Source organism: Streptomyces sp. CRCS-T-1 (assembly GCF_024442335.1).
GTDB lineage: Bacteria > Actinomycetota > Actinomycetes > Streptomycetales > Streptomycetaceae > Streptomyces > Streptomyces koelreuteriae.
Window position 1 is genome coordinate 21,888 of record NZ_CP101651.1, and the last position, 21,983, is coordinate 43,870.

A 21,983-nucleotide genomic window follows, 5' to 3' on the forward strand; every position below is an offset into this window, starting at 1 on the left:
CCGGACCGGGCGCAGGCCGTCCCGCGTCCGCGGAACCGGTCGCAGCGGGCTGCCGCTCCCCGGATTCCGGCTCATTGGAAACGAGTTCAGAGCGAGCGACAGAATCCATGACAACACACTTCTCTTGGCACAAAATATGACCACTCACCATTTAGGCTACATTCGACCTGTAGTCGTCCGCAGTGAGCTGGGCAGGGGTCGCCGTGAGGCCACAAGCGGGGTCGCAGACAGCACGGTCCTTGGGTCCGCGCTCCACGGCAGCGGCAAGAATGCATGTACCCGCCAACGAACTCGCGGCCTCGGCGGCACGGAAGTTCGTGCGTGCCGTGCTCACCGAACGGACCGCGCCCCACTCCCCCGCAGCGCCCACGATCAGTGACCGGTGCGTCGACGATGCCGTGCTCCTGGCCTGCGAACTCGTCACCAACGCCGCCGCACACGCCGGGTCCGGCCTCGAAGTGGCCTGTCACCTCGAGGTCGGGACCGCGCAGGCCGGCTCCGGGGCCGGCTGGGTGGGTGTCGTGGTCGAAGTGCTGGAGCACGGCCCCGCCCGCCGCCCCGGCGGCACCACAAGCCCGCACAGCCCCGTGCACGGCTACCGCCGGCAGCTGATGCACACACTGGCCGAATCCTGGGGCGTGACCTGCCGGCGCACCGGGAAGGCCACCTGGGTCCGTTTGGAGTGCGCCACGGCGGCGCCCCCGCTCGCCGGCACCGAGCACCGTATCGCCGGGCTCCCGGTCGAGATCGCCCGCCGCCCGCCGCCTCCCCCGGAGCCCGTCCTGCCGCGCGGACACCCCGGTCACCGGGCCCAGTGGGCCGAACGCGAGGGGCAGTGGTTCCTCGCCGAGGCAGGAGAGCTGCTCGCCGGACAGCTCGACGAGGACATGGTCGCCGCCCTCACCGGACAGCTCCTGGTCCCCAGACTCGCCGACTGGTGCGGCATATGGCTCACCACCGAGCACACGGGCCTACGGCTCTCCCGTGTCTGGCACACCGACGAACAGCACATCCGCGCCCTCCGCCGGTCCCTGGAGAAGGACCCCCCGAGCGCCGCCCTCAGCACGACCGGGCTCCCCTGGCCCTGGCCCGAATCCGAGTCCACCCACAACTCGGGCGGCTCGGCCCTGGCCTTCCCCCTCGTCGCCGGCGGCCGCTACCACGGCACGCTCGTCATCGGCCAGGCCGGACAACCCGAACTCACCGACACCGTCGTACGGCTCGTCGAGGACGTCGCCCGCCGCACAGCCCAGGCGGTGGTCACCGCCCGCCACTACACCCGCCAGGCAACCATCAGCCGTACGCTCCAGCGCCGGCAGCTGCCCACCTCGCTCGCCGCCATCCCCGGCGTCGACACGGCGATCGTCTACGAGCCCTGGGCCGAAGGCCAGGACGTCGGCGGTGACTTCTACGACCTTTTCCCCATGGGCGGGCAGCGGTGGTGCTTTCTCCTCGGCGATGTCTCCGGGCACGACATGGAGGCCATGTCCGTCACCGGTCTCGCCCGCCATCTCGTACGGCTGCTCGCGCGCGAGGGGCACGGCGTGGAAGCGCTGCTCAACCGTCTCAACCACGCGATGGCCGAGGAAGCCGCCGAATCGACCGTGCCCCGCGGCGAACACGAAGGCCCCCGCCTGCTCAGCCTGCTCTACGGCGAACTCGAACCGGACGCCGACACCGGCAGCACCCGGTGCACCATCGCCAGTGCCGGGCACCCACCGCCCCTACGTCTGACGACCGACGGCACCGTCACATCAGCGGCCCATCCTCAGATACTCCTCGGCGTCGAGGAACACACCAACTACCACGCCGACACCATCACCCTGACACCTGGCGAAACGCTGCTCTGTGTCACCGACGGCGTGACCGAACGCCGCAACGGCACCCGACAACTGGACGACAACAACGGCCTCGCCCGCATCCTCGCCACCTGCACCGGGCTCGGGGCCAAGGCCATCGCCGAGCGCATCCGCCAGACCGCCCACGACTTCAGCACTCAGCCCCTCGCCGACGACCTCGCCATCCTCGTGCTCGAAGCGGTGCCGGTGCTCAGGAGCGTTGGCACCATCACGACCAGCCACCCTCTGGAGCCGCCCTCGTAGCGGCTCCCGCGGCGACTCCGCCTACGCCACCGGCTACTTCACTCGCGCACAGGACCATGCGGACATGCCCTGCAGCTCCGCCAGCCGCCTGGCCACAGTGATCTGCTCCTTGCGGGTGGCCAGGTCGGCGCGTGGGGCGAACTTCCGTCCTCCCGCTGCCACCCAGCTCGACTGGGTGAACTGCAGGCCGCCGTAGTGGCCGTTGCCGGTGTTGGCCTTCCAGTTGCCGCCGGACTCGCACGCGGCGATGGCGTCCCAGTCAGGGCCGAACCGCGCGGACGGCTGGGCTTCCGCACTGGTGGCGACGCCCAGTATGACGGCGGCCGCGAAGAGTACGAATGCCGTACTCGTCCTACGGCGGCGACCGTCGCGCGTTCTGATCATTTCAACGCTCTGTGACGAAATCATATGTAGACGGTTGCACCGCGTCACATATGTGGCGAATTGAGAACATGAACTCCTACGCCAAAAGAAGGCAGGTCCGCTCCGGCCTCCTTACCGTCCACCGAATTGCCGTGCGGGCGACTGCTCTACCCTCTCCTGCATGGCCGGTGGTGCTTTTTCGGCCTGGCGGGTGACTGAATCAGTCGCCTGCGCCGAGGTGAACCGTCAGGAGGACCGTTGCACCACGATGAGCGGGCGGACCGGCCCGGAAGCCAGGGCGAGCACCAGATCCAACGTGAGTTGGGCACCGTCGGCCGCGCCGACCGGTTCTACGACGAGCAGGTGCTGGACCGGCTCAACCCACGCATGCGGGAGTTCGTGGCCCGCCAGGAGATGTTCTTCCTCGCGACTTCGGACCGTCACGGCGAGTGCGACAGCACCTTCCGGGCCGGCCCGCCCGGCTTTCTCCAGGTGCTCGGCGAAGGGGCCCTGGCCTACCCGGAGTACCGAGGGAACGGCGTCATGGCCTCGCTCGGCAACATCCGGGAGAACCCGCATGTCGGCCTGCTGATGATCGACTTCGCCCAGGACCGGATCGGCCTGCATGTCAACGGCCGGGCGCGGCTGGTCGCCGACGACTCGATGCGCCAGAGGTATCCCGACCTGCCGATGGATCCGGTGCCCGGGCGTCGTCCCCATGTGTGGGTGGAGGTCGAGGTCGAGGAGGCGTACATCCACTGTTCGAAGCACATACCGAGGATGGTGAAGGCGCCGCTGCGGCAGAACGCCGCCAGGGCGGACGGTTCGGCCGTCGACGGCGAGCAGGCCTGGGGCACCGACGACGTCAAGCGCAAGGGTGGCGACTACTTCGGGGCGGCGGCCCAGGAGCGGGGACTGGCTTCCCGCTGAGCTTCGCCTTGTCCCACCCGGCGGGAAGCGGCCGCCGACGCCCTGGGGGAGGGGTGCGTCGGCGGCCGCGGTTCGCAGGCCCGGCGTTGCTCAGAACGCCGGCATGGCGGCCACGGCCCGGCTGTCGGCGCCGCGTGCCTTGTTGATGTTGCCGACGAGTGCGCCGGCCAGCGGGAAGTTGGCGTTGCCCCAGCTGGCGTTGGAGAGCTTGGTGCGCAGGTCGCTCCTCATGTTGTCGAGGGTGAGCAGGCCCGGCTTGTCCCAGCCGCCGTCGCCCCAGGCCTCGGCCGTCTCGCCCCACTGCGCGAAGCGGAAGGCGTGTGTGCTCGCGCCGTCCTTGTGGTAGACGATCTTGACGTTGTTGCCGTCCATCGGCACCTCGTTGATCGGGTGGGTGCTGTAGCCGCCGTGCCGGGAGGCGGACAGGAAGCGGGGCCTCTCCTCGCCCTGCTTCTGGAACACCACGACGGACTCCCAGTCGTGGCGGTGCCCGCAGTCGGTGATGCTGGTCGGGTCGCACTGGTCCTTCTCGAAGTACAGCGTGTAGACGTAGGCGCACCAGCCGTTCTTGCACAGGGACTGCGCGTACGTGTTGGCCTTGCCGAGGTGGTTCGTGCGGCATCCGCCGGTGATCGAACCGGAATTGTTGAGGCCGCCGTTCAGGGTGCCGTTGTTGTCGATGGCCGCCGCGGGGAAGCAGCTGTCCGAGTCGTAGTCGAAGAACGGCTTGTACTTGGTCTGGAAGGTGCTGGCGTTCGGCGGCAGCGGGGTCAGGATGGCGGCGCTCGCGCTGCCCGCGTGGGTGAGGGTCAGGGCGGCGACGCTGCCTGCCACGAGGGCGAGCCTGCCGAGACGGGCCTTGGCTCTGCCGTTCATTGTCTTCGACCGGGACATCCGGCTCCTCCGTTTTGCTCGGTCCACGAGGGGTGCTGTGCGCCGAAGTGCGGCGCGACGGGACCGAGGCTGACAACCGGAGGGTTGTCAGGCACCTCCTTTCGCCACGGAAAACAACTTCGCCCTACAGCCGGATTGTCCGGCGCGATGATTCCGTGACCGTAATCAAGGTCACACCTTGTGTTGGTTTACGACGGATCAGACCAAAACATACGTTCACGCTCTGAACTTCGTTCTCGTCTGCCGCACGGAAGTGGGTGGGCCCGTGGGGCGTCCCGAACGACCTCTGAATCCGGATGCCGGTCCCGTACAGCGTTTCGCGCACGAGCTGCGCGAACTGCGCCGTGCCGCCGGCGGCCCCTCGTACCGCGTGATGGCGGTGGCGGCCGGTTTCTCCGCGACCACGCTCGCGCAGGCGGCGGCGGGTGAGCGGTTGCCGTCGCTCGCCGTCGTCCAGGGCTATGTACGGGCCTGCGGGGGCGATCCGGGCGAGTGGGAGGCCTGCTGGAAGGAGGCCGAGGTCGAGGCCGCCGGGGTACTGGTCCGGGACCAGGGCGAGGCGGGGGCGCCGTACCGGGGGTTGGCCCGGTACGAACCGGGCGACCGTGCGCTGTTCTTCGGCCGGGACCGGCTGGTGGACGAGCTCAGGCACCTGGTGTGCGAGCACCGGTTCGCGGTGGTCTTCGGGGCCTCGGGCAGCGGCAAGTCCTCGCTGCTGCGGGCCGGTCTGATCCCGTCCCTGCGCGAGGAGATCGCGGACCGGTCCCGTGCGGCGGTGCTGCGGGTGTTCACACCGGGGGCGAGACCGGCCCGGACGTACGGGCATCTGCTGGCTCCCGCCGAGGGCGAGCCGGAGAGCTGGGTGGTGGTGGACCAGTTCGAGGAGGTCTTCACGCTGTGCCGGGACGGCGCGGAGCGGGCCCGTTTCCTCGACCTGCTGCTCGCGGCCCGCGATCCGGAGAGCCGGCTGCGGGTGCTGATCGCGGTGCGGGCGGACTTCTACGCCCGCTGCACCGAGCACCGGGAGCTGGCCGACGCGCTGGTCCGGGCCGCCCTGCTGGTCGGTCCGATGACGGCGGGCGAACTGCGCGAAACGGTCGTGAAGCCGGCCCAGGCGGCCGGGCTGCTGGTGGAGCGGGAGCTGACCGCGCGGATCGTGGAGGAGGTCCTGGACCAGCCGAGCGCGCTGCCGATGCTCTCGCACGCCCTGCTGGAGACCTGGCGGCGCCGCAAGGGCAGGCTGCTGACCCTGGCCGCGTACGAGGCGGCGGGCGGGGTGCGCGGGGCGATCGCGGCCAGCGCCGAGCAGGTGCACGGGCAGTTGACCCCGGACCAGGCGCGCACGGCCCGGCTGCTGTTGCTGCGGTTGGTGGAGCCCGGCCAGGGCACCCCGGACACCCGGCGCGCGCTGTCCCGGACCGACCTGGAGGAGTGGGCGGACCGGAATGTGCCGGAGGTGGTGGAGCGGCTGGCGAGGGCCCGTCTGCTGACCGTCGACGAGGAGGCCGTGCATCTCGCGCACGAGGCGTTGATCAGCTGCTGGCCCCGGCTGCACGGCTGGGTCGAGGAGTCCCGGGAGCGGTTGCGTCACCACCGGTGGCTGACCGAGGCGGCCCGGGTGTGGCTGGAGCACGACCGTGACCCGGGCGCGCTGTACCGGGGCAGTCGGCTGGTGCGCGCGCAGGAGCTGTTCCCGGACCATGTCGGCGACCCCGCGCTGACAGTGGCGGAGCGGTCGTTCCTGGCCGCGGGGTTCGAGGCGCGGGAGGCGGAGCGGCGGGCCGCGAGCCTCTCCCGGCGGCGGGCCAGGGTCGTGGTGAGCGCGCTGTCCGCGCTGCTGGCCACCGCGTTGGTGGCCGGTCTCGTCGCCTGGCAGCAGCACCAGGACAACGCCCGGCAGCACACGGCGAACGCCGCCCGACGCATCGCCGCGGTCGCCGACGGCCTGCGCACCACCGACCCCCGTGCGGCCCTGCTGCTGGGTGTGGCCGCCTGGCGGATGGCCCCGCTCCCGGAGACCCGCCGCGCCCTGCTGGGTTCCCTCGCGCAGCCCGAGCCGGACGCCTTCACCGACCCCGCTCCCGGCTACGCCTCCCGGCGCTTCCTGGTCGACTCCGGCCGTGTCCTGCTCAGCGTCGACGACGGCACCTGGCGGACCTGGGACGTGACCACGCGCCGCCGGACCGGCCTGGGACGGCTGCCGAAGGGCGAGGTCCGGGCGGTGGGTCCGGACGGCCGGCTCCTCGCCGTCGCCGCGGACGGCGGTACGCGGTTGTGGGACACGACGGCCGGCCGCTGGACCGGGGTGCCCAGGGCGCCGGACCGCCATGACCTCGATGTCGGGCCGAGCGGCCGCAGTTATCTGCTGGGCGGGAGCGGCCCGGACGGGGTGCGGCTGCGTTCGGTGGCCGACGACCGGCTGCTGTTCGAGGCGAAGGGCGTCGACCGGGCCGACGTGGCGCCGAGCGCCGACGACCGACTGGTGGCGGTCTGCCCGGACGGCGGGACACCTCAGGTCTGGGACACAGTCACCCACCGCGCGCTGCCCGGGGCGTGGCAGAAGGCGGGCGGCGGGCTCTGCGACGAGGGCGCCTCACTGACCGTGCTGGGCGGCGGGACCGGTCGCGGCGACGGCCGCTTCGCCGTCGCCACTCCGGAGGGGGTGCGGATCTGGGACATCGGCTCCGGACGCCAGGTCGCCGACCTCGCCGATCCCGGGGTCCGGTACGCCTCCTTCAGCGGGGACGGCTCCTTCATGGCGACCGCCTGCGCCGACGAGGTCCGGATCTGGCGGCTGTCGGACACCCCGTCCCTCGTCTTCCGTCACCCCCTGGCCAACCAGCACGTCCACGGCGGGCTCGCCTGGGACCCCGGCACGCCCGTCCTGCGCTATCTGGAGGGCGGCACCGTCCACACCCTCGACCTCACCACGACCGTCACCGCCGCATGGCGCGACCGCCCCTTGGACGCGGTGCTGTTGAGCCCCGACGGCCGTACGTTCGCCACCGCCGAGCTCTCCCCGCTGCGCGGGCCGGGCAGGGCCTACGGCTTCGCGCTGCGCGCCACCGACGACGGCCGCCTGATCCGCGCCCTCCCGGCACCCCCCGTCTCCCCCGACTCCGGCCTGCCCCTGATGTCGTACAGCCCGGACGGCAGATCCCTCGTCTACGGTCTCTCCTCGACCGGACGGCGGGGCGGGCCGCAGCGGTTCACGGTCTGGAACGTGACGGGCGACCGGGCCCGTGGCGCGGTGGACCTGTCGACGGGCACGGCGGTCGTCGGCGTCGCCCTGTCCCCCGGCGGCCGCACCCTCCACGCGACGCGCAGGGCTGCCGCCGGCGAGCTGCGCAACGAGGCGTGGGACACCGTCAGCGGGCGGCGCGAGGGGGTCGCCGCCGACTCCCGGCCGGCCGGCACCCCTCTCATGGTGCGTCCCGACGGGCGGCTGATCGTCGGTGACAACCGGGTGGCCGGGCTGCCCGACGGGCCGGGCACCGCCCGGGACCTCGTCCAGGGCGAGCGGATCAGCGCCCTCGCGTTCAGCATCGACGGCCGGGTCCTGGCGGCGAGCGACCGGACCGGGCGGGTCGCGCTGTGGGACGGCGGGTTGCGCCATCGCGCGGGGATCCTGCGGAACCTCTTTCCCTCCTCCTTCGCCGGATCGGCCCCCGAGGAAGTGAGCGCGCTCGCTCTCAGCCCCGACGGCCGCACCCTCGCCGTGGGCGGCGACACCGGCACGCTCCAGCTCTGGGACACCCTCACCCAGCAGCCCCTGGGCGGTCGGCTGCCCACCCCCGGCGAGGCCGTGGCATCCCTCGCCTTCTCGGCCGACAGCAGCACGCTGTACGCGGGCGGGGCTCATGTGCCGCTGCATCGCTACACCGTCGACCCCGAGCGGGCGGTCGATCAGATCTGCGCGCGAGCACGGTCCTCGAACCTGACCAGGGCGCAGTGGCGGACGTACGTGCCGGAGGTGGCGTACCGGAAGGTGTGCGGGGCCTGACGTCAGCCTCGGTACTCCTCGTGGGCGGACCGGGGAAGGGAGAAGCAGGACAGGACCACGGCGAAGGGCCAGACCGACTGGATCGTGGTCACCGCGCGTTCAGCCGCGCCGGGGGCGCCCTGCTGGTGGAGTTCGGCCAGGAACCATGCCGCGCCCATCGCCATCACGGCTGTCGCCCCCAGGGAGGGGAACGGCCTCAGGGCCCAGGGCACGGCGTCGCCCCTTCTGGCGGCCAGGACGGGCCAGAGCGCGAGGACGACGAAGCCCACGACGGCGATCGAACCGTGGGTGAGGGAGCCGCCGCTGCTCGGGGTCGGAAACAGGGCCACGGCCAGGGCCGACAGTCCCCCGGCCGCCAGGGCCGCGCGTCCCGCGGGCGCGGCGGGGCGCAGTCCCCACGCGGTGAGCAGGTGGCAGACGCCCAGGGCGACGAAGGCGGCGGTCATCACCCAGTAGCTGGAGCCGCCGGGGGCCGCGAGGACGCTGATCGTCTGGGCGGCGGGGTCGTAGGAGGGGCCTTGCAGGGATGCCGCCACCGCCCAGCCCATGATCAGCACGACGGGCGCGCAGCCGGACGACAGCAGGACCCATTTGGGAACAGATCGCACCAGGACACCGTAAAGCGGATCTTCGGCCCCTCGCCCCATGAGCGGCGGGTGGGAGGGTCGTCGCAACCGGTCGGCGCGCGGTGCCGTCCTACAGGGCACCATGATCTCTTCAGGCTTCCCTGGCCCTCGGGCCGCACCGGTGCGTCAGCTGCTCGACTTCGCCTGGACGCAGACGCGGGCCTGCGCGTTCGCCATCGCCCTGCTGTGCGGTGTGGCCGTGTCCACGCTGCTGCCCGATCTCCCTGTGGCGCGCTACGACCTGCTGGTGGTCTACGGCGTGCTGCTCACGCTGGTGTTCTGGATGCGCGGCTGGGAGAACGGGCGGGACGTCGCCGTCATCGCGGTCTGCCATGTCATCGGGCTGGCCTTCGAGCTGGTGAAGGTGTCGCTGGGGTCCTGGAGCTATCCGGAGCCGGGTGTGCTGAAGTTCGCGGGTGTCCCGCTGTACGGCGGGTTTCTCTACGCGGCCGTCGGCAGCTACATCTGTCGCGCCTGGCATCTGTTCGACCTGGAGATCGTGGGCTACCGGCCGCGTGCGACGGCCGCGGTGGCGGCGGCCGTCTACGTCAATTTCTTCAGCCATCACTGGCTGCCCGACGTGCGGTGGGTGCTGGCCGGGCTGCTCGTGGCCGTCACGACGGGGACGTCGGTGCGCTTCACGGTGCGGGGCGTGCGCCGGCGGATGCCGCTGGCCGTGTCGTTCGTCCTGATCGGGTTCTTTCTGTGGGTGGCGGAGAATCTGGCCACCCTGGTCGGGGCGTGGCGCTATCCGTATCAGGAGCACGGGTGGGAGCCCGTGGGGGTGGCGAAGTTCGGCGCGTGGGCGTTGCTGATCAGCGTGACGTTCGTCCTGGCGGCGGTCGGCCGGCGGGTGGATTCCGGGGCGGTCCGGTCGGTGCGGTGAGCGAGCGCGAGAGTGCCGGTCGTCGTCGGAGCCCTCGACTGAGTATCATCCTATGGACGTAATTGAGATGATTTGCCATCGAGGGTTCTCACCGATCGTGACCACCCTCGCCGGAGTGATCAATGTCCCGCACCGGCACCACGGACGACGGCGACGAGCTGCTGACCAGGCTCGGGGATCTGACGGCCCAGGCACGAGCGCAGGCCGAGATGCAGCGCTCCCGGGTCGAGCTGGCCCTCGCGCTGCAGAGCGACATGCTCCCGCGGGATCTGCCCGTCGCCCGGCGGCTGCATCTGGCCGTGCGGTACGCGCCCGCGACCCAGGGCCTCAATGTGGGCGGCGACTGGTACGACGCCTTCACGCTGAGCGACGGCCGGATCGGTCTGTCCATCGGTGACGTCCAGGGCCACAACATAGAGGCGGCCGCTTTCATGGGGCAGGTGCGGGCCGGGCTGCGGGCCCTGGCCTCCGTCACCAGCGAGCCGGGCGAGGTCCTGGCCCGGACCAACGATCTGCTGCTGTCCCTCGGCTCGGACCTGTTCGCCACCTGCACCTTCATGCGGCTCGATCCGTGCGCCGGGGTGCTGGAGAGCGCGCGGGCGGGACATCTGCCCTGTATCTGGGCCACGGCCGACGGGAAGTCCGGCCTCACCGCGGACGAGGGCGGTCCGCCTCTCGGCGTCCAGAGGGGGACGCGGTATCCGGTGACCCGGTACGAGCTCACCACGGGCGGGGTGTTCGTCCTGCTCACGGACGGTGTCGTGGAGGGGCCGTCGATGCCGCTCGAGGAGGGGCTGGACACGGTGACACGGCTCACCGGCATCGCGGCGGTGGCGGGCATGGACGTGGACGCGCTCGCGGCGGCCGTGATCAAGGGTGCGGAGCGGGTGGGGCACGACGACGACGCCGCCGTCCTGGTGGTCGGCCTCGACGGGCCGGACGCTCAGCCATAGGGCCGCAGGGCCCCGCTCCCACCTCGCCGACGCGGCGACCTCGGTGTCTGATGGGCGCTGTGGTGGGTAGCCAGGATCTGCGCAAGCCGGTCGTCCTCGCTCTGCAGACGCTGGCCGTCGCCGCCTGCTATTACGTGTCGGGCAAGCTGGGCCTGCTGCGGGAGCTGGTCGTCGAGGGCGCCGTGGTCACCCCCATCTGGCCTCCCACCGGCGTCTCGGTCGCCTTCCTGCTGCTCCTGGGGCTGCGCTGCTGGCCGGGGATCGCCCTGGGCGCCTTTCTCATCATCGTGTCCATCACCTCCCTCACGCCGTCCTCGCTCGGCGTTCTCGTGGGCAACACGGCGGCGCCCGTCGTCGGGTACCTGCTGCTGCGCCGGGCCGGGTTCCGGACCGATCTCGCGCGGCTGCGGGACGGTCTCGCCCTGGTGTTCCTCGGCGCGTTCACGGCCATGCTGATCAGCTCGACCGTGGGCGCCGGCCTTCTGATCGTCACGGGCAAGCTCGACTGGCCGAGCTTCTGGGCCGTGTGGCTGGCCTGGTGGGTGGGCGACGCCATGGGCGTGCTGATCATCACCCCGGTGCTGCTCCTGCTGGCCCGCTTCCGCCCGCCCCTGCCGCTGACCCGCTGGAAGGAGGCCACGGGCCTGGCGCTGATCGCCTGCTGCGTCGTACCGCTCGCCGCGCACAGCTGGCTCAGCCTGCTGTTCCTCGTCTATCCCCTGCTGATCTGGGCGGCCCTGCGTTTCCAGCTCGCGGGCAGCATGCTGTGCGCGCTCTTCGCCTCGATCATGGTCACGGTGTCGGCGACCGAGGGGATCGGGCCGTTCGACGGGCTCAGCCGCGTGGAGGTGATGCTCAAGCTGCAGGCCTTCAACGGGGCGATGGCCCTGACCGCGCTCATCCTGTCGGCCGTGATCACCGAGCAGATCAACACCCGGCGTTCGGTGGAGCGCGCGTGCCAGGAACTCGTCGAGGTCCTGGAGCACCTCACCGCGGGCGAGTCGGCGGACGGCCGGGCCCCGCTGGAGGAGGGCGGGCTCGGGCGGAGGCAGGACGAGTGACGGCCCCGGGCCGGCCCGTCACCGGGTCGTAGGGTGGGCGTCATGACCGAGGTGGAGGTGCTGCAACTACTGGTGTCGCCCGCGCACCGGCTGGCCGGACGGCCGTCGGACGGGCCCTCCCCCGGCCCGTCGGACGAGCGCGTCTCCCGGGCGGAGGTGCGCCGCGGTCTGGGACTGGTCGGCGACCGCTACTACGCCCGGCCCGCCCACCGGAACGCGTCGGTGACCATCATGGCCGCGGAGAGCCTCCCGGAGGACGCCGATCTTCGGCACACGCGCCGGAACATCCTGCTCGGCGGCGTCGACATCGACTCGTGCGTCGGTACGACGATCTCCCTGGACTGCGGCGGCGGGCCGGTGGAGTTCGCCGTGCACCGCCCGGCCCGGCCCTGCGCCTGGATGGACGTGACGATCGGTCCCGGCAGCCAGCGTGCCCTGCGCGGGCGGGGCGGTGTGCGGTGCACGCCGCTGAGCGACGGGGTCCTCACGCTGGGCCCGGCCAGGTTCCGTGTCGTGACCGGGGCCGACGCCGCGTCGTGAGCCGTGGGGCCGCCCGGAGTGTCAGCCGGCCGACGGGGCCATGCGGATGGCGGCGATGTCCAGCTGCAGACGCACCTTCTCGCTCACCATCGCGCCGCCCTCGGCCAGCCTGCTGTTGTAGGTGAGCCCCCAGTCGGAGCGGTTGATGGTGGTGGTGCCGTCGAATCCGGCCCTTTCGTATCCGAAGGGGTCGGTGACGTGTCCGATGTAGGTCAAATCCAGGACGACGGGTCGTGAGACGCCTTTGATGGTGAGCTCGCCCGACATGCGGAAGAGGTCCGAGCCGGTCTGTTCCACGCCGGTGCTGGTGAAGCGCATACGCGGATAGGTCGCGGCGTCCAGGAAGTCACGGCCGACCAAGTGGGCGTCGCGTTGTTCCACCCCGGTGTCGACACTGGAGGTGAACAGGGTGATGTCGGCGCGCGACCGGGCGGGGTCGCGCGCGTCGAAGTAGAGCCGGCTTTCGTACTCCAGGAAACAGCCGCGCACGGTGGTCACCATGGCATGCCGGACGGAGAAGCCGATCCTGCTGTGCGCGGGGTCGACGACCCATTCACCGGTGAGGTTCGTCAGCTGGGGGTCCGGCAGCACGGCAGTGGGGGATGCCGGTGCGCCGGCCGGGCGCTGTGGGGGGACGGGCGGCGCCTGCCGGCGGGACGACACGACGCGGTTGAACAGGTTCATGATTCATCTAGGTACTTGAGTTTGGTTATTGCCGCAAGTCCCCTTCCCTTTTGCGGCTGTTGAGAACGAGCGCCTGCCCCTTTTTGCCGCCGCTTTGCACAAAACCCACACATGCCTGTCGCGGCGCTTTGACGAAATAACCACCCGAAACTCCATGGATTTTCATTTCGGGCATGTCGGTATTCGGCTTACGTCATCTCGATCGCGAGGTCGTTGTCGACGGTGTAGTACGGACGCGCGACCGTTCCGCCCGCGGTGATCGCCGGATAGACGTACACGTGCTTGCGGTCCGCCACGTCGTCGAGGAGCCGGCCGATCCTGACCTGCCGCGCTTCGGCGGTGGGCCGGACGAAGGCGTCCCAGAACCGTCCCGCTCCCCCGCCGTCGACCGCCAGGTCCTGTCGGTCGGCGGTGAAGGAGAAGCCCTTGCCGTCCTCGTCGATCCGGGGGCTCAGGCTGCGTACGGTGTCGCTGCCGCGCAGGCGCAGCCGCACGGTGGCGTCCTCGTGGAGCCGGGCGCCGTGCAGACGGGCCTGGACCGTGACGGCCCGGTCGGTGACGTCGATGGCGCGGGCCTCGGCGTGGGCGGTGCGCAGCCAGGTCCGCAGAGCGAGGAAGCCGTCCTTCGTGACGTACGGGATTCTCACGGCGACGGGCGAGGGCCGGTCGCGGAGGTGTCCGTCGACGAGGACGCGCAGGTCCCGCAGGCCGGGGCGGAGCCGCTGCCGTTCGGCTCCCGGTTCCGGCAGCAGATAGAGGTCCCAGCGGCCTTCGTCGAGGCTCTGGTGCGGTTCCAGCACGGTGTGCCATCTGCCGTCGGCCGGGTCGGGGTGCAATTCGAGGTGGTGGCGGGTCGTCTCGGGCCGGCCCTTCTTGGGGCGCAGCACCAGGAGCAGCCGGGGGCCGGGAGCCGAGGTCGAGGGGAGGCGGAAGGTGATCCGGCCGTCGGTGTCGATGGCGCAGTCGGTGCGCACGGGGGTGTCCTGGTGCTTGCTCATCGTTGTCCCTTCCGTATCGCGCGCAGGGCGCCGGTGGCCGCGGTGTGGGCGAGGTCGCGGGCGGCGTGGCCCCGTCCGGCCAGCGGACTGTCCGTACGGCGCTGTCGCCCGGGGGCCCGTCGGCCTGTGCTCTTGGCCGTCATGGCCTCGTCGATGATGCGTTCGACCTGTGCGACGACCGGGCTCGGGGCGAAGCGGTGGGCGTTCTCCAGGGCGGTGCGGCCCATTTGGCGGCGTCGTTCGTCGTCGCCGACGAGTTCGAGCAGGGCCGAGGCGAGGGCGGCGCGGTCTCCGACCGGCACCAGCCGGCCGTCGACTCCGTCCTTGATGATCTCGCCGGGGCCGTAGGGGCAGTCGGTGCTGACGACGGGCAGTCCGCAGCGCATCGCCTCGACGATGGTCATGCCGAACGGCTCGAAGTCGGACGTGGCCGCGGCGATCGAGGCTTTGGCCCATTCGGCCTCCATGGGGGTGGCGGCCCCCATCAGGAACACGTTGTTCCACAGGCCGAGGCGCTCGATGAGCTGCCGCAGGGCGGGCTGCTCCTCGCCCTTGCCGTAGATGCGCAGCTGCCAGTCCGGGTGCGCGGCGGCGACCTGGGCGAAGGCCTCGATGAGGAGGTCGTAGCGCTTCACGCGCACGAGCCGGCCGGCGGCGATCACGATCTTGGCGGTGCCGTCGGCGGGAGGCAGCGCGGGGTCGGGGACGCTGTTCGGGAGGGCCTCCACGGGGACGCCGGGCAGCCACATCTTGCGCCGGTAGGCGGCGGCGTCCGCTTCCGTGACGGTGGTGATCACGTCGAGGCGGCGGTAGGCGCGGCGCAGCGCGGTGCGCAGCCTCGGCGAGTGGTTGTCCAGGGTGAGGTGCTCCTGGCCGACGCGCAGGACGTGCTGCGGGGCCTGGCGGGCGATGTGCACGTTGAGGCCCGGGCGGGTGCCGATGACGACATCGGCGTCGAGCGACTCGAGGTGCTCGCCGATCCGCTGGTCGGTCAGCTCGCTGTACTGGTGATGGCGGTACTCGGCGGGCGGGTACACCCGCGCCGGTCTCCGGTGCAGCGGATCGTCCGCTTCCTTGCGCAGGTCCACCAGCGGCCGCAGCCGCACCCGGGGGTGCGGGGTGAGGTTGGGGTGCTCCCGGTGGCGTAAGGCGGAGACGATCTCCACGTCGTGCCGTTCGGCGAGCGCCCCGGCCAGGTTGAACGTGGTGGTGATCGTGCCTCCGATTCCGTAGGCGTTGTGGATCAGGAAAGAGATCTTCATGGTGGCCTAGACCGCGTCCACGACCGGTTCGTTGTTCGTCGTTACCACTCTGTGGCCGTGGAGCGCAGGGCGGGCTTTCCCGCCGGTTCCGACGTGATCTCGGACATAAGTGGTCTGGGCCATACCGGTTTGCCGCCCGGTTGTGGATAGCTTGTTGTGTTTGCCCGCAGCAATGTCGCGTCATCGGGTGCACCCTCGTATCGATCTTCAGGAGACCCATGCGCCCCCGCATATCCTCCGTTCCGCGCATCACGTCCCTGCCGCCCTTCGCCCTGGCCGGAGGCGCGCTGGCCGTGGGGGTGGGCGGTATGTATCTCACCGGGCTGATGCTCACGGGCGGGGAGATCGACACCGGCACGACGGTGCGCGGGGTGGAGATCGGAGGGCTGAGCCGTGCCGAGGCGGTGCGCAAGCTGGAGCGGCGGCTGGGCGCGGACGGTTCGCGGGAGCTGCCCGTGCGGGTCGGGGAACGCACGGGCTCGGTCGATCCGCGGGGCGCCGGGCTATCCTTCGACGTCCGGGAGACCGTCGAGAAGGCGGCACGCACCGGTGCCGATCCGGTCAGCGTGTTCGGCGGCCTCTTCCGCTCGGGCGGCGTGATCGAGCCGGTCGTACGTCTCGACGAGGTCAAGGCCCGGGCGGCCCTCGGGCGGCTGGCGAAGGGGCTCGACCAGAAGGTCCGTGACGGTGCCGTCTCCTTCGACGGCGGGCGGGTCCAGGAGGTCGCGCCGCGCACGGGGTACGCGCTGGACGTGAACGCCGCGGTCGCTCCCCTGCGCACCTCCTTCCTGCGCGGGGACACGGGCGCGGTCACGTCGCTGCCCGCCCGTGAGACCCGGCCGAAGGTCACGGCCGACGAGGTGCGGCGGGCGGTGCGTACGTTCGCGGAGCCGGCCGTGTCGGCGCCCGTCACGCTCACCGCGGCCGGCCGGCGGTTCACGGTCGGCCAGGACGTGCTCGGCGAGCATCTGTCGCTGCGGCCGGACGGCGACGGCACGCTGAGACCGGAGCTCGACGCCAAGGGGCTGCGCACCGACCCCGCCGTGGCCGGCCCGCTGGACGAGGTCACCACCACCGCCGAGAACGCCAGGCTGGGGGCGGCCGGCGACGAGGTCGTGGTCGAAGAGGACGCCAGGGTCGGCCGGGAGGTGACCGACAAGGCGCTGGGCAAGGCGGTGCTGCCGCTGCTCACGCGATCGGGCGCCGACCGCGACGGCGAGGTGGCCGTACGCGAGACCCAGCCGGAGGTGACCCGGGAGAACGCCCCGGAGCTGGGGCTGACGGAGAAGATGTCCTCCTTCACCGTCCACTTCGAACCGGCCGAGTACCGCACGAAGAACATCGGCCGGGCGGTGGAACTCATCAACGGCTCCGTCGTCAGGCCCGACGAGACGTGGAGCTTCAACCGGACCGTCGGCGAGCGCACCGAGGCGAACGGCTTCGTCGAGGGCATCATCATCCTCGACGACAAGTTCACGAAGGCGTCCGGCGGCGGCGTCTCGGCCGTGGCGACGACGATGTACAACGCGCTGTTCTTCGCCGGGGTCAAGCCCGTGGAGCACGGCGCGCACTCCTTCTACATCGAGCGCTACCCGGAGGGCCGCGAGGCCACGGTCGCCTGGGGCAGCCTGGACCTGCGCTTCACCAACGACTCCGGCAAGGCGATCTACATCCAGGCCGAGTCCACGGACACGTCCGTGACCGTCTCCTTCCTCGGCACCCGCCCGTACGACGAGATCAAGTCGGTCAAGGGGCCGCGCACCGAGGTGAAGAAGCCGTCGAAGAAGAAGAGCAAGGACAAGGAGTGCGTACCGCAGACGCCCCTCGAAGGGTTCGACGTCACCGTGGAACGCGTCTTCTACAACGACGGCCGGGAAGTGAAGCGCGAGCCGTACCGCACGCACTACACCCCGCGTGACGAGATCGTGTGCGAGTGATCCACCCGCCGTTCCTCTCCGCTGGGAACTCTCCTTTCCCGCCGGGGCGTTGACCCCTCCCCGAGGCGTCAGCAGAATGAGCGCGCAGTGTGCTGAGAGCGCTCTCAAGGGAGATCCATGACTGGCAGACAAGGCCCGGCGTTCAGCCGGCGTTCGCTCATCGGTGCCGGACTCGGCATCAGTGCCATGGGGCTTGCCGCGGCCGGCTCCGGGCAGGCCATGGCGGCCGGTTCGGCCACGGGCCGCGCGGGATCGGCCCCGGCTCGGGGACGGGCCTTCCTCGCCGCGGCCATGGACGCCTATCCCGACCACGGAAGCATCCGCCTGACCCAGAGCTACACCGACCAGGCCGGCCTGTTCAGCACCGCGTTCACCTACGACAACGCCCTGGCGGTCCTGGCCCACCTCGCGGCCCGCACCGCGGGCGGTCTCAGCAGGGCCACGGCGTTGGGTGACGCCCTGCTCTACGCCCAGTCCCACGACCCGGCCTACGACGACGGCAGGCTGCGGCAGGCCTACAACGTCGGGCCGTACACCTTCTACGACGGATCGCGGCAGCCGGACGGCTTCGTACGGGCGGACGGCACCGCCAACGTCGGTACGCAGTTCGGCTTCACGGGCACGGCCGTGGGCGACATGGCCTGGGCGGGGATCGCGCTGAGCGCCCTGGCGCGCCGTACCAAGGCGCGCCGCTTCCTCGCCGGTGCCGTACGCATCGGCGAGTGGATCGAGCGCACCGGCCGGACCGACGAGCCGCTCGGCGGCTACAAGTTCGGGGTGGACGGGGCGAACCAGAAGCTGCCGTTCACCTCCACCGAGCACAACACGGACCTGGTGTGTCTCTTCGGCCGGCTCGCCCGGCTCACCGGGGACCGGGTGTGGGCGGCACGGCGCGGGCGGGCCGAGGCGTTCGTGCGGAGGATGTGGGAGCCGTCCGGGGGCTTCTTCTACACCGGCACGAACGACGGGGTGACCGTCAACAAGTCCCCGATTCCCGAGGACACCCAGACCTGGACCCATCTCGCGCTCGGCTCCCGTGGCCGTGGCTACTCGCGTTCGCTGGACTGGGCCGCGGCCGAGCTGGCCGTCCTGGATCACGCCGGGCGCAGGAACAGCACGGTGCCCGCGGGGCAGTCGTACGAGGGGGTCACCTTCAGCTCGGCGAGCCTCGTGGCGAACGAGGACGCGCCGATCGCCGAGGGCCAGCCCAGGCCCGACCGCAACGGGGTGTGGTTCGAGGGGACGGCTCATCTCGCGCTCGCCCTGCGGGACCGGCGCGACCGTGGGGACGAGGCCCGCGCCCGGCGGCTGCTCTCCTCGATCGAGCAGGCCCAGGACCTGCTGGGCGGCGGTCAGACCGTCGGTGGCAAGGCCCTCCCCGAGCGGGCCGGAGTCGTATCCGCGAGCAGTCCGCTGGACACCGGGTTCGGCTTCGGCTACTACCCGTACCGGCACACGGGGGCGACCGCCTGGTACCTGATGGCCGCGGCGCGCTTCAATCCGCTTCAAGCCTGACGGGCCGCCCGGTCCGCCGACGCGTGCGGCGGACCGGGCGGCTTCTCAACGGACGTGGTGAACGGTCTGGTCGGTCAGTTCGTAGCGGGCGCCCACGATCGCCAGCTTGCCGCTGGTGATCTTGGCGGCGAGGTCGGGCTCCGCTGCCAGCTTGGAGCGTACGAGCCTGACGTTGGCGTCTACGGTCGCGTCGACGCGGGCGTCGCCTTCCTTGCTGTGGTCTATGGCCGGGCTTATCCGGTCGGCCAGGTACTGGATGTGCGCGGGCAGACGGGTCCCGGACTGCTCGGCCTCGACGGCGGCACGCACCGCACCGCACGACTGGTGCCCGAGCACGACGACCAGGGGTATGCCGAGTTCCAGAACGCCGTAGGCGACGCTGCCGAGCACGGCCTCGTCCAGGACCTCGCCGGCGGTGCGGACGGTCATCAGGTCGCCCAGTCCCTGGTCGAAGACCAGCTCCGGGGGGACACGGGAGTCGATGCAGCCGAGCACGACCGCGAAGGGGTGCTGGGCGGTGGCCAACGTCCGCCGGATCTCGGGGGTTTCGTGCGGGTGGCGTTCGCGGTAGGCGCGCCAGCGGCGGTTGCCCGCGGCCAGCTCCTTGAGGGCCTCGGCCGGGGTGCCGGGCCGTGCGCCTCGGGTGGGGGCGGCGGTGGCCGGCCGGGCGGCGGCGAGGCCCGCGCCGAGGGCCGCGGCCCCGGTCAGCGCGGTGCGCAGGAGAGTGCGGCGGACGGTGCCACCGGTGTTCGGCCGTGGACCGGCGAAGGGGTGCGGTTCACGGCCGGCGCCTCTGTGGGCAGCGGAATCTGTGTTCACGACCAGAACGTATGCCCGGATGTGCGCCCGGCCGCGTTCCTTGCCGTTTCATGGTGAGAGTTGGGTAAGTGATGTTCTTACCTTGAACGGTTTTTGACGGTCCCTCAGGGAGAACGAGGGACGCCCCCGGGTGGACCCGGGGGCGTCCTGTTCAGGCGGGGTTGATCAGATCAGGTCGAACCGGTCCAGGTTCATGACCTTGACCCACGCGGCGACGAAGTCGTTCACGAACTTCTCCTTCGCGTCGTCGCTCGCGTAGACCTCGGCGAGCGCGCGCAGCTCGGAGTTCGAGCCGAAGACCAGGTCGGCGCGGGTGCCGGACCACTTGACCTCGCCGGTGGCGGCGTCGCGGCCCTCGAAGGTCGTCTGGTCCTCGGACGTCGACTTCCACGTGGTGCCCAGGTCGAGCAGGTTGACGAAGAAGTCGTTGGTCAGCGAACCGGGCGTCTTGGTGAAGGCGCCGAGCGGGGACTGCTGGTAGTTGGCGCCGAGGACACGCAGGCCGCCGACCAGGGCGGTCGTCTCGGGGGCGCTCAGGGTGAGCAGGTTCGCCCGGTCGAGCAGGAGGAACTCGGCCGGCAGGCGGTTGCCCTTGCCGTGGTAGTTGCGGAACCCGTCGGCGGTCGGCTCGAGCGCCTCGAAGGACTCGGCGTCGGTGTGCTCCTCCGTCGCGTCCACGCGGCCCGCGGTGAAGGGAACCTGCACCTGGAAGCCGGCTTCCTTGGCGGCCTTCTCGACGGCGGCGGAGCCACCGAGGACGATCAGGTCGGCCAGGGAGACCTTCTTCGCACCGGAGTTGAACTCCTCCTGGACGCCTTCCAGGACGCGCAGGACCTGGGCGAGCTCGTCGGGCTCGTTGACCTCCCAGCCGCGCTGCGGCTGCAGGCGGATGCGGGCGCCGTTGGCGCCGCCGCGCTTGTCGCTGCCGCGGAAGGTGGACGCCGAGGCCCAGGCGGTGGACACCAGCTGCGAGACGGAAAGGCCCGACTCGAGGAGCTTGGTCTTGAGGGTCTCGATGTCCCCGGCGCCGATGGTCTCGCCCTCGGCCTCGGGCAGCGGGTCCTGCCAGATCAGCGTCTCCGCCGGGACCTCCGGGCCGAGGTACAGGGACTTCGGGCCCATGTCACGGTGGGTCAGCTTGAACCAGGCGCGGGCGAAGGCGTCCGCGAACTCCTGCGGGTTCTCGTAGAACCGGCGGGAGATGGGCTCGTAGATCGGGTCGAAGCGCAGCGACAGGTCGGTCGTGAGCATCTTCGGGCGGTGCTTCTTCGACGAGTCGTGCGCGTCCGGGACGATCTCCGGGGCGTCCTTGGCGACCCACTGGTTGGCGCCGGCCGGGCTCTGCTCCAGCTCGTACTCGAACTCGAAGAGGTTCTTGAAGAAGCCGTTGCTCCACTGGGTCGGCGTGGTGGTCCAGGTGACCTCCAGGCCGGAGGTGATGGCGTCGCCGCCCTTGCCCGTGCCGTAGGTGCTGCGCCAGCCGAGGCCCTGCTCCTCCATGGAGGCGGCCTCGGGGTCGGCGCCGACGTTGTCGGCGGGGCCGGCTCCATGGGTCTTGCCGAAGGTGTGGCCACCGGCGATGAGGGCGACGGTCTCCTCGTCGTTCATCGCCATGCGGGCGAACGTCTCACGGATGTCGCGGGCCGCGGCGATCGGGTCCGGGTTGCCGTTCGGGCCCTCCGGGTTGACGTAGATGAGGCCCATCTGGACCGCGCCGAGGGGGTTCTCCAGCTCGCGGTCGCCGGTGTAGCGCTTGTCGTCGAGCCAGGTGGTCTCGGGGCCCCAGTAGACGTCCTCCTCGGCCTCCCAGACGTCGGCGCGGCCGCCGGCGAAGCCGAAGGTCTCGAAGCCCATCTGCTCCAGGGCGACGTTGCCGGTGAGGATCAGGAGGTCGGCCCAGGAGATGGACTGGCCGTACTTCTTCTTGACCGGCCACAGCAGACGGCGGGCCTTGTCGAGGTTGCCGTTGTCCGGCCAGCTGTTGAGCGGGGCGAAGCGCTGCTGTCCGGCGCCGGCGCCGCCGCGGCCGTCGCTGATGCGGTAGGTGCCCGCGCTGTGCCAGGCCATACGGATCATCAGCGGGCCGTAGTTGCCGAAGTCGGCGGGCCACCAGTCCTGCGAGGTGGTCAGCACCTCGGCGATGTCCTGTTTGACGGCGTCGAGGTCGAGGTTCTTGAAGGCCTCGGCGTAATCGAAGTCCCCACCGAGCGGGTTGGCCACCTCGGGGTTCTTGGCGAGGATCTTCAGGTTGAGACGCTCGGGCCACCACTGGCGGTTGCCACCGCCCTGGGTCGGGTGCAGCGCGCGGCCGTGCGCGACCGGGCAGCCGCCTCCCGTCTCCTCCGACTTGGAGTCGGTGACGATCGCGTCGTGGTTCTCAGTCATGGAAATCCTTCCGGACGGGGTGGAT

At 71.2% G+C, this 21,983-nt stretch carries 17 protein-coding genes; 9 read left to right on the plus strand and 8 right to left on the minus strand.

Annotated elements, in window-relative coordinates; all coding sequences use genetic code 11:
• The first annotated feature begins 269 nt into the window (after window positions 1-269).
• Window positions 270-2,102, plus strand: coding sequence for a SpoIIE family protein phosphatase (locus NNW99_RS00095; protein WP_215116516.1), 1,833 nt, complete (start codon window positions 270-272; stop codon window positions 2,100-2,102).
• Between the two features lie 33 nt (window positions 2,103-2,135).
• Here NNW99_RS00095 and NNW99_RS00100 read toward each other — a convergent pair whose 3' ends face one another.
• Window positions 2,136-2,486 carry a transglycosylase family protein gene (locus tag NNW99_RS00100; protein WP_251057647.1) on the minus strand — a complete coding sequence of 117 codons (351 nt, stop codon included), beginning with the start codon at window positions 2,484-2,486 and terminating at the stop codon, window positions 2,136-2,138.
• A gap of 237 nt (window positions 2,487-2,723) precedes the next feature.
• On the opposite strand from NNW99_RS00100, the gene NNW99_RS00105 reads away from it, so the two are divergent.
• A complete protein-coding gene (locus NNW99_RS00105; RefSeq protein ID WP_215116518.1) occupies window positions 2,724-3,395 on the plus strand; it encodes a pyridoxamine 5'-phosphate oxidase family protein in 672 nt (223 codons plus the stop codon).
• Window positions 3,396-3,485: 90 nt separating this feature from the next.
• Here the strand turns inward: NNW99_RS00105 and NNW99_RS00110 are convergent, their stop codons facing one another.
• Window positions 3,486-4,289 carry an NPP1 family protein gene (locus NNW99_RS00110; protein WP_215116519.1) on the minus strand — a complete coding sequence of 268 codons (804 nt, stop codon included), beginning with the start codon at window positions 4,287-4,289 and terminating at the stop codon, window positions 3,486-3,488.
• Window positions 4,290-4,554: 265 nt separating this feature from the next.
• On the opposite strand from NNW99_RS00110, the gene NNW99_RS00115 reads away from it, so the two are divergent.
• Window positions 4,555-8,292, plus strand: a complete 3,738-nt coding sequence (locus tag NNW99_RS00115; RefSeq protein ID WP_215116520.1) for a hypothetical protein — start codon at window positions 4,555-4,557, stop codon at window positions 8,290-8,292.
• 2 nt (window positions 8,293-8,294) lie between these two features.
• Here NNW99_RS00115 and NNW99_RS00120 read toward each other — a convergent pair whose 3' ends face one another.
• The gene (locus NNW99_RS00120) at window positions 8,295-8,900 is read right to left on the minus strand and encodes a DUF998 domain-containing protein (protein ID WP_215116521.1); all 606 of its coding nucleotides are present in this window, start codon (window positions 8,898-8,900) and stop codon (window positions 8,295-8,297) included.
• Between the two features lie 100 nt (window positions 8,901-9,000).
• Between NNW99_RS00120 and NNW99_RS00125 the strand changes: the two genes are divergently transcribed.
• From NNW99_RS00125 to NNW99_RS00140, 4 genes are all read left to right on the plus strand, one after another.
• The gene (locus NNW99_RS00125) at window positions 9,001-9,804 is read left to right on the plus strand and encodes a DUF817 domain-containing protein (RefSeq protein ID WP_215116522.1); all 804 of its coding nucleotides are present in this window, start codon (window positions 9,001-9,003) and stop codon (window positions 9,802-9,804) included.
• A gap of 122 nt (window positions 9,805-9,926) precedes the next feature.
• Window positions 9,927-10,757 carry a PP2C family protein-serine/threonine phosphatase gene (locus NNW99_RS00130; protein ID WP_215116523.1) on the plus strand — a complete coding sequence of 277 codons (831 nt, stop codon included), beginning with the start codon at window positions 9,927-9,929 and terminating at the stop codon, window positions 10,755-10,757.
• Between the two features lie 59 nt (window positions 10,758-10,816).
• Complete coding sequence (locus NNW99_RS00135) at window positions 10,817-11,818, plus strand: MASE1 domain-containing protein (protein ID WP_251057648.1); 1,002 nt, start codon at window positions 10,817-10,819, stop codon at window positions 11,816-11,818.
• A 42-nt stretch (window positions 11,819-11,860) separates the two neighbouring features.
• Window positions 11,861-12,358 (plus strand): molybdenum cofactor biosysynthesis protein, encoded by a 498-nt coding sequence (locus tag NNW99_RS00140; protein WP_215116525.1) that lies wholly within the window; start codon window positions 11,861-11,863, stop codon window positions 12,356-12,358.
• Between the two features lie 21 nt (window positions 12,359-12,379).
• On the opposite strand, the gene NNW99_RS00145 is transcribed toward NNW99_RS00140, so the two are convergent.
• From NNW99_RS00145 to NNW99_RS00155, 3 genes are all read right to left on the minus strand, one after another.
• Window positions 12,380-13,042: a YceI family protein gene (locus NNW99_RS00145; RefSeq protein WP_215116526.1), complete on the minus strand. Its 663-nt coding sequence runs from the start codon at window positions 13,040-13,042 to the stop codon at window positions 12,380-12,382.
• 188 nt (window positions 13,043-13,230) lie between these two features.
• Entirely contained in the window at window positions 13,231-14,040 is an 810-nt protein-coding gene (locus tag NNW99_RS00150; protein WP_215116527.1) for a transferase, read from the minus strand.
• A complete protein-coding gene (locus NNW99_RS00155) occupies window positions 14,037-15,302 on the minus strand; it encodes a glycosyltransferase family 4 protein (RefSeq protein WP_215116528.1) in 1,266 nt (421 codons plus the stop codon). Before NNW99_RS00155 ends, NNW99_RS00150 begins: the two co-directional genes overlap by 4 nt.
• A 218-nt stretch (window positions 15,303-15,520) precedes the next feature.
• On the opposite strand from NNW99_RS00155, the gene NNW99_RS00160 reads away from it, so the two are divergent.
• Together NNW99_RS00160 and NNW99_RS00165 are read left to right on the plus strand one after the other, a co-directional pair.
• A complete protein-coding gene (locus NNW99_RS00160; RefSeq protein ID WP_215116529.1) occupies window positions 15,521-17,239 on the plus strand; it encodes a VanW family protein in 1,719 nt (572 codons plus the stop codon).
• A 117-nt stretch (window positions 17,240-17,356) separates the two neighbouring features.
• Window positions 17,357-18,754 (plus strand): Tat pathway signal sequence domain protein, encoded by a 1,398-nt coding sequence (locus tag NNW99_RS00165; RefSeq protein ID WP_215116530.1) that lies wholly within the window; start codon window positions 17,357-17,359, stop codon window positions 18,752-18,754.
• A gap of 45 nt (window positions 18,755-18,799) precedes the next feature.
• On the opposite strand, the gene NNW99_RS00170 is transcribed toward NNW99_RS00165, so the two are convergent.
• A complete protein-coding gene (locus NNW99_RS00170; protein ID WP_215116531.1) occupies window positions 18,800-19,573 on the minus strand; it encodes a carbonic anhydrase in 774 nt (257 codons plus the stop codon).
• Window positions 19,574-19,738: 165 nt separating this feature from the next.
• Complete coding sequence (gene katG / locus NNW99_RS00175) at window positions 19,739-21,958, minus strand: catalase/peroxidase HPI (RefSeq protein ID WP_215116532.1); 2,220 nt, start codon at window positions 21,956-21,958, stop codon at window positions 19,739-19,741.
• Window positions 21,959-21,983: the final 25 nt, after the last annotated feature.

Bases quoted from the DNA above. Each gene is read 5' to 3' on its own strand.
- NNW99_RS00155 (WP_215116528.1), bottom strand. From the start codon at position 15,302: ATGAAGATCTCTTTCCTGATCCACAACGCCTACGGAATCGGAGGCACG.
- NNW99_RS00100 (WP_251057647.1), bottom strand. From the start codon at position 2,486: ATGATCAGAACGCGCGACGGTCGCCGCCGTAGGACGAGTACGGCATTC.
- NNW99_RS00160 (WP_215116529.1), top strand. From the start codon at position 15,521: ATGCGCCCCCGCATATCCTCCGTTCCGCGCATCACGTCCCTGCCGCCC.
- katG (WP_215116532.1), bottom strand. From the start codon at position 21,958: ATGACTGAGAACCACGACGCGATCGTCACCGACTCCAAGTCGGAGGAG.
- NNW99_RS00110 (WP_215116519.1), bottom strand. From the start codon at position 4,289: ATGTCCCGGTCGAAGACAATGAACGGCAGAGCCAAGGCCCGTCTCGGC.
- NNW99_RS00145 (WP_215116526.1), bottom strand. From the start codon at position 13,042: ATGAACCTGTTCAACCGCGTCGTGTCGTCCCGCCGGCAGGCGCCGCCC.
- NNW99_RS00130 (WP_215116523.1), top strand. From the start codon at position 9,927: ATGTCCCGCACCGGCACCACGGACGACGGCGACGAGCTGCTGACCAGG.
- NNW99_RS00150 (WP_215116527.1), bottom strand. From the start codon at position 14,040: ATGAGCAAGCACCAGGACACCCCCGTGCGCACCGACTGCGCCATCGAC.
- NNW99_RS00140 (WP_215116525.1), top strand. From the start codon at position 11,861: ATGACCGAGGTGGAGGTGCTGCAACTACTGGTGTCGCCCGCGCACCGG.
- NNW99_RS00095 (WP_215116516.1), top strand. From the start codon at position 270: ATGCATGTACCCGCCAACGAACTCGCGGCCTCGGCGGCACGGAAGTTC.
- NNW99_RS00165 (WP_215116530.1), top strand. From the start codon at position 17,357: ATGACTGGCAGACAAGGCCCGGCGTTCAGCCGGCGTTCGCTCATCGGT.
- NNW99_RS00125 (WP_215116522.1), top strand. From the start codon at position 9,001: ATGATCTCTTCAGGCTTCCCTGGCCCTCGGGCCGCACCGGTGCGTCAG.